The organism is Streptomyces sp. NPDC006197 (assembly GCF_040613865.1).
GTDB lineage: Bacteria > Actinomycetota > Actinomycetes > Streptomycetales > Streptomycetaceae > Streptomyces.
Genome location: NZ_JBEXSZ010000243.1, coordinates 1 through 6,638 on the forward strand (window position 1 = coordinate 1; position 6,638 = coordinate 6,638).

A 6,638-nucleotide genomic window follows, 5' to 3' on the forward strand; every position below is an offset into this window, starting at 1 on the left:
AGCAACAACACCGTCTGGCCCGTCATCGGCTTCATGGTGCTGCTCGGCTGGCCGCAGATCTCCCGCATCGCCCGCGGCTCGGTGCTCACCGCGAACCACGGCGGCGGGCAGGTCGCGGCGGGGCAGGGCGAGCCGGACGGGCCGGCCGGTGTGCCGGGCGGCCATCGCCGCGAGGACGGCCGGCGGCCGGGGGGTGCCCTTGGAGCCGAAGCCGCCGCCCACGTAGGCGGAGACGACGGTGATCTGTTGCTGGGGCAGCCGGAACAGGCGCGTGAGGACGTCCCGTACGGTCGTCGCGCCCTGGCTGGAGTCGTACACGGTCAGACCGTCGTCGTCCCACCAGGCCGTGGCGGCGTGCGGTTCCATCGGGTGGTTGTGCAGGGCGCCCATGGTGTACGTGGCGTCGAGGCGGACCGGGGACGCGGCGAAGGCGGTGTCGAAGTCACCGCGCTCGCGTACGGCCGGGTGGCCGCCGTTGGCCTTCTCGGGCGTGTAGAGGCGCGGGTGGTCGGCGCTCAGCCGGACGTCGTGCTCGCTCTGCGCGTACTCGATCCGCAGTGCGTCGGCGGCGGCGCGGGCGTTCTCGGGCGTGTCGGCGACCACGACGGCGACGAACCAGCCCCGGTGGGGGACCCGGTCCTCCTGGAGCAGCGCGAGCGTCGGGTCGCCGGCGTCGCCGAGGCGCGGGGCGTTCTCGTAGGTGAGGACGGCGTGCACGCCGGGCCGCCGCAGGATCTCGTCGGCGTGGACGGCGGTGACCCGCCCGCGGGCGACGGCGGCGGGCACCGGGCAGGCATGGAGGCAGCCGGGCGGCGTCCGGTCGACGGCGTAGCGGGCCTCGCCCGTCACCTTCTGGCGGGCGTCACGCCGGACGGCCGCCGGAGGCTGCGCGGTCGCGGGTTCGTGACGGGTCATGGCGTGGTGCCTCCTCCGGTCGGCGTACGGCGGGGTGTGGGCGGTCGGACGTCCGGCGGGCGGACGGATGCCGGACGGGCCGGTCGACACAGGGCAGGACGTCCGAACGTCCTGGCGGCGGGGCGGACGGGCGACGCGCCGCAGGGCGCCGGCGGGGCGGCGTCGGGGCGCAGGCGCGTCGCGGTCGTCACGGGGCGGCCGTGGCGGCGCGGGACGCGAGGTCCCCCAGGAGGCTCACGGCGAGGTTGCGGGCCAACGGCACCTTGAAGCCGTTGTCGCGCAGCGGCTCGGCGGCGGCGAGTTCGGCATCGGCGGCCCGCCGGAAGGTCTCGGTGGTGGCCGGCGCGCCCCGCAACACCTCCTCCGCCGCCCGCGCCCGCCAGGGCTTGTGGGCGAGACCGCCGAAAGCGAGGGCGGCGTGCCCCACCCGGCCGTCCTCGACGGTCAGGACGAGGGCGACGGAGGCGAGCGCGAAGGCGTACGAGGCGCGGTCACGGGCCTTGCGGTAGGCGCTGAGCGCGCCGGGCGGCGGCGCGGGGAGCGTCACGCCCGTGATGAGTTCGCCGGGTGCGACGACGGTGTCCAGGTCCGGGCGGTCGCCGGGCAGCCGGTGGAACGCGGCGACGGGCACCGTCCGCTCGCCGTCCGCCCCGCGCAGCCGGACCTCCGCGTCGAGGGCGGCGAGGGCGACGGCCATGTCCGAGGGGTGCGTGGCGACACAGTGCGCGGAGTGGCCGAGGACCGCGAGGTCCCGGTGGACGCCCTCCCGGGCGGGGCAGCCGGAACCGGGCACGCGCTTGTTGCACGGCGTGGACGTGTCCTGGAAGTAGGGGCAGCGGGTGCGCTGGAGGAGGTTGCCTCCGGTGGTGGCCGCGTTGCGGAGCTGGGGCGAGGCGCCGGCCAGCAGGGCCTGGGACAGCACGGGGTAGCGGGTGCGCACGGCGGGGTGGGCGGCGACGTCGCTGTTGCGCGCGGTCGCCCCGATCAGCAGGCCGCCGTCGGGGGTCTCCTCGACACCGTCGAGGGGCAGGGCGCCGAGGTCGACGAGCAGCGGCGGCCCGGTGACGCCCAGTTTCATCAGGTCCACGAGATTGGTGCCGCCCGCCAGGAAGCGGGCGCCGGGGTGGGCCGCGAGGTGTGCGATGGCCTCCTCGGTGCGTTCGGGGCGCACGTACGCGAAGGGCTTCACCGCGCGGCCTCCTCGATCGCGGCCACGATGTTCGGGTAGGCGCCGCAGCGGCAGATGTTCCCGCTCATGCGTTCCCGGATCTCGTCCGGTGTGAGGGTGACGGGGTCGCCCGGCAGGCGTTCCGGCGGTGTCACGTGCGACGGTTCGCCGCGCGCGGCCTCGTCCAGCAGGGCCACGGCCGAGCAGATCTGGCCCGGCGTGCAGTAGCCGCACTGCAGGGCGTCCCGGGCGACGAACGCCTCCTGGACCGGATGGAGGCGCTCGCCGTCCGTGAGGCCCTCGACGGTGATGACGGAACGGCCCGCGCACGCGACGGCGAACAGCAGGCAGCTGTTCACGCGCCGGCCATCGAGGAGGACGGTGCAGGCACCGCACTGCCCGTGGTCGCAGCCCTTCTTGGTGCCGGTGAGGTCGAGGTGGTCGCGCAGCGCGTCCAGCAGGGTCGTGCGGTGGTCCAGGGCGAGCGAGCGGTCCGCTCCGTTGACGCGCAGCGTCACCGTGGACGCGCGCTCCGGCAGGGCCTGGTCCACGGGCCTTCCTCCTCACCTCGGGGCCTTCGCCGACGCGGGCCCGGACATCCGCGGGGTGGCGACACGTGGGCGGGCCCGACCGACCGGATCGCCGCTCGACACGCCCGCCGGCCCGTCCGCCCGCGGGTGCGGACCCGTGTCCGTCGGCGTGCCCGTCTGCGTGTCCATCCGTACGTGCCTGCGTCGACGCTATGCGACGACCGCCTCCCCCGCCTCCCGAGTCGACGACGCTGCGGGTCGATACACCTGGGCCGGTTCGTTTGGATCACTTCCGCTGGCCGAGGTTGTCGTTGACGATGTCCGTGTGACTCACCGCATCAGCACTCTGATCTCGGCCTTCGGCGTCCTTGCCAGCGTCATGCTGCTCGTTTTTACCGTTCGTGAGTACCGTTCTGGGGCGTCGGTCCTCTGGCTCATGGCTGGAGCCGTGATCTTCCTCAGCGCTTCGTACACGCTCGTGCGGGACGTGCGGCGGCTCCGCACTGGGCCGACCGCCTGACAGCTGCACCGTTCCAACCAGCCCCGCCGGTCGTTGTCCGTGCGTGCCGTTGACTGACGCGCAGTGGGTGCGAATCGAGCCGTTACTCCCGGATCGGACGCCGCGGCGGGGTGGCCGGTGGGGCCCCGGCCGGCGAACCTGCGGACCACGCCACCGGCCGGTCCCGCGGCGGACTGACCACAAAGATTCACCTGGCCTCCGACGCCCACTGCCGGCCACCGGCCTTCGACCGCGAGGCGTACAAGCAGCGCAACACCGTCGAACGCTGCATCAACCGCTTGAAGCAGTGGCGCGGCATCGCCACCCGCTACGAGAAGACCGCAACCATCTACCTGGCCGGGCTCCACATCGCGGGCATCTTCCTCTGGTCGGCACGATGACCCAGACGAAACCGCCTAGCTGCGGCCCACCAGAGTCGTCACGTACGGCACGAGTCCCTGCCGGGTGTAGAAGCGGATGGCGTCCGCGTTACTGGCGATGACGTCAAGCTGGTACTCCCGTGCTCCCCGCTTCACGAACTCAGCGCGGACCGCCTCGAACAGGCGAGTCCCGACCCCGCCGCCCCGCTGGTCGGCCCGTATGGAAAGGCTCTCCAGGACACCGGTTTTCGCTCCTCGTTCCCAGGATCCCGGCGGCTGTTCCCTCACATGGGCCATGGCATAGCCGACGAGTTCGCCATCGGCTTCGGCGGCCAGGACGAAGGCATCCGGGGAAGCCAGCCATGTCTCGTACTTGGCCCTGCGATGCCTCCACGAAGCCTCAGGGGACAGTGAGGGTGAGAACTCTTCCAGATGCCCGGCCACGGCCACATGGTGGCTGTGCAGGGCTTTCCACAGGGGTTCGAGATCGTCGAGACGGTCAGCTGGTATGTGTCCGATCAAGAGGTGCTGGCTCATCCGAACACCTTATGAGAACGACGATCTGCCGCTGGTCCGCCGGTGATCCAAACGAAACCGCCTAAGCCGTGTTGTGGAAGTGCAGGCTCCTCCGCACAACGCGATGTCTGATTGCCGCCAGCAAGATCCTTCTGTGGTGACCATGCTGGCGGCATGACGATGTCATCCACTACGGACTCAGCGACAGTTACGGACTCAGCGACAGTCCTCACCGGTATGTATGCGGCTGAGGCGGAGTACTTGGCGGCAGGCGGCCCTGGCGAGGCTTCGTTCGACCTGCTCGCCCCCTTCTTTGCGCCTGATGTCGAGCTGCATCAAGCAGATGCTCTGCCCTATGGCGGCACTTGGCGTGGGCACAAGGGCATGACGCAGTTCTTCCTCATGATGGGAGAGGCGTGGGAGTCGTTCGACATGGTGGAGCAGGAGTTTCTTGCCACCGGTGAGACTGCGGTCGTGCTCACACAGGTCCGCGCTCGCGCTCGTGCGACCGGCCGTGAACTCAGCTTCCCGATTCTGCAAACGATCACGGTCAAGGACGGGCGGATCACCGAGGTTCGTCCGTTCTACTGGGACACGCGGGCTATCGCCGACGCCTGCGCCGTGCCCACACCGACAGACTGAGGTCGACAGAAAACCCGCCGGTCACAGCCACTCGTTGAGGACTGCCACCAGCACGGCCGCCTCGTAGCAGACGGCAAGCTTGTCGTACCTCGTGGCCACGGCCCGGTGACGCCTGAGGCGGTTGATCCCGCACTCGACCGCGTGGCGCTCGCGGCAGTCGCTCTCGTCGAACTTCGGCGGCCGACCGCCACGGGAGCCAAGTTTCCGGCGGCTACGGATTCGGTCTGCCGGGACCGGAACGGTCGCCCCGATACCGCGTCTGCGCAGGAGGCGCGCTGCGACGGATTACCGGGACGGCTCCTTCGTCGCGGGCGCTTTCACCCTGCCGGGCACGGAAGGTGACTGGACGCCCGAAGGGGTACTCGTCGCAGTCCAGGCCGGTGGGGTCCGCGAAGGTCACGGTCGACCGGGCGCTCGAGGGCGCCCCGCCGGCGACGATGGCGATCGGCCAGTCCGTCCTCCGGCAGGCCAGCCGGCCGATAGAACTCCACCATCGTCCGGGCGCCCCCGAGAACGCGTTATGCCCCGCACCTGAGGTCGTCAGGGGCGAGGGCATACAGGGGGCGCACCGACAACCAGTCGACACGACCTCACACCGCCGACCCCAGCGGGTCAGACCGGAGGTGAAAACCCCAAGACCTGGCGACGTGGGCCAGCTATAGTCCTGGTGTGGCCGTCGTAGCGATCTCTCGCCGATTTACCGGCCCCCTGGCCCCCGAAGGGTGCCGCAGGGGTCGGACTTCGCCACGTCTCCAGAGCTGAGGCGGCCGACCCCACCGTGCGGTCGAGCCCAGGGGCTGGGGGGTTTCCGAAACCCCGTCACTGCTCTTGGCCAGGAGGCCGACATGCCCGCCCGTCTTTCCGCCGAACAGCTCGCCCGTGACCTGTCCGTCCGGGACCTCACCGATCCTGCCGCTGGACCGCACGCCCTCCAGTCCGTCCTCAACCGCGCCGTCGAGGCACTGGCGGAACGCTGGGGTTGCGAGGTCCGCTGGTGCCGCGGCGAGCGCACCGTCACCGTCGAGGACAACTACGACAATCTCGGTTACCGCGCCGACGACATCACCCGCGACGCCCGGTACACCCGCTACGTCGACGACCAGCACATGCTGCGCAGCCACTCCAGCGCGCTGATCCCGGCCGCGTTGCGTGCGCTGGCCGCGGACCCGGCCGACGACGTCCTCCTGGTCTGCCCCGGACTGGTCTACCGCCGCGACAGCATCGACCGTCTGCACACCGGCACTCCCCACCAGCTCGACCTGTGGCGCATCACCCGCCGCCCGGCCCCCATGACCACCGCCGACCTGGACGACATGGTCGCCACTCTCGTGGCGGGAATCCTTCCCGGGGCGAAGCACCGCCACGAGGACCGCGTCCACCCCTACACCCTCTCCGGCCGCCAGGTGGACGTGGACCGCGACGGCGAGTGGATCGAGGTGGCGGAGTGCGGCCTGACGCACCCGCAGGTGCTTGAGCGGGCCGGCCTCGACGCCTCTTGGAGCGGCCTCGCGCTCGGCATGGGGCTCGACCGGATGCTGATGCTGCTCAAGGGCATCCCGGACATCCGCATCCTGCGCTCGGCCAAACCGTCCGTGGCCGCACAGATGGCCGACCTGACTCCCTATCGGGCCGTGTCCGCGATGCCCGCCATCCGCCGGGACCTGTCCGTCGCCGTCGACCACGACGACCTGGCCGAAGACCTCGGCGACCGGGTTCGCGACGCCCTCGGCCCCGACGCCGACTGCGTGGAAACCGTCGAGATCCTCAGCCAGACGCCGTGCGCCGAACTCCCGCCGCAGGCCCTGGAACGGCTCGGAGCCCGCCCGGACCAGAAGAACGTCCTCCTCAAGGTGATCCTGCGGCACCTGGACCGCACCCTCACCGACCACGACGCCCGAGCTGATCGACCCGGTCATGGTGGCAGCGTTCGAGGGCTGGAACGACGCCGGCGACGCCGCCTCCACCGCGGTCGCCCACCTGGACCGGGA

Annotated in this window: 6 protein-coding genes and 2 pseudogenes; 4 read left to right on the forward strand and 4 right to left on the reverse strand. The window is 71.4% G+C overall.

Features of this window, described 5'->3' with window-relative positions:
• The 3 genes from ABZ318_RS38435 to ABZ318_RS38445 all read right to left on the reverse strand — a co-directional run.
• Positions 1–915: molybdopterin cofactor-binding domain-containing protein (locus tag ABZ318_RS38435; protein ID WP_356907061.1), on the reverse strand; the 915-nt coding region annotated here is incomplete at its 3' end.
• Between the two features lie 187 nt (positions 916–1,102).
• The gene (locus ABZ318_RS38440) at positions 1,103–2,104 is read right to left on the reverse strand and encodes a xanthine dehydrogenase family protein subunit M (RefSeq protein ID WP_356907062.1); all 1,002 of its coding nucleotides are present in this window, start codon (positions 2,102–2,104) and stop codon (positions 1,103–1,105) included.
• Complete coding sequence (locus ABZ318_RS38445; protein ID WP_356907063.1) at positions 2,101–2,634, reverse strand: 2Fe-2S iron-sulfur cluster-binding protein; 534 nt, start codon at positions 2,632–2,634, stop codon at positions 2,101–2,103. Before ABZ318_RS38445 ends, ABZ318_RS38440 begins: the two co-directional genes overlap by 4 nt.
• Before the next feature lie 304 nt (positions 2,635–2,938).
• On the opposite strand from ABZ318_RS38445, the gene ABZ318_RS38450 reads away from it, so the two are divergent.
• Together ABZ318_RS38450 and ABZ318_RS38455 are read left to right on the forward strand one after the other, a co-directional pair.
• Complete coding sequence (locus tag ABZ318_RS38450) at positions 2,939–3,133, forward strand: hypothetical protein (protein WP_356907064.1); 195 nt, start codon at positions 2,939–2,941, stop codon at positions 3,131–3,133.
• Positions 3,134–3,261: 128 nt separating this feature from the next.
• Positions 3,262–3,513 (forward strand): annotated as a pseudogene (locus ABZ318_RS38455) (transposase); the annotation flags it as partial.
• 15 nt (positions 3,514–3,528) lie between these two features.
• Here the strand turns inward: ABZ318_RS38455 and ABZ318_RS38460 are convergent.
• Positions 3,529–4,029, reverse strand: coding sequence for a GNAT family N-acetyltransferase (locus ABZ318_RS38460; RefSeq protein WP_356907065.1), 501 nt, complete (start codon positions 4,027–4,029; stop codon positions 3,529–3,531).
• A gap of 153 nt (positions 4,030–4,182) precedes the next feature.
• Between ABZ318_RS38460 and ABZ318_RS38465 the strand changes: the two genes are divergently transcribed.
• On the forward strand, positions 4,183–4,650 hold the full coding sequence (locus ABZ318_RS38465; RefSeq protein WP_356907066.1) for a nuclear transport factor 2 family protein: 468 nt from the start codon (positions 4,183–4,185) through the stop codon (positions 4,648–4,650).
• A gap of 845 nt (positions 4,651–5,495) precedes the next feature.
• Positions 5,496–6,221, forward strand: a pseudogene (locus ABZ318_RS38470) (hypothetical protein); the annotation flags it as partial.
• Positions 6,222–6,638: the final 417 nt, after the last annotated feature.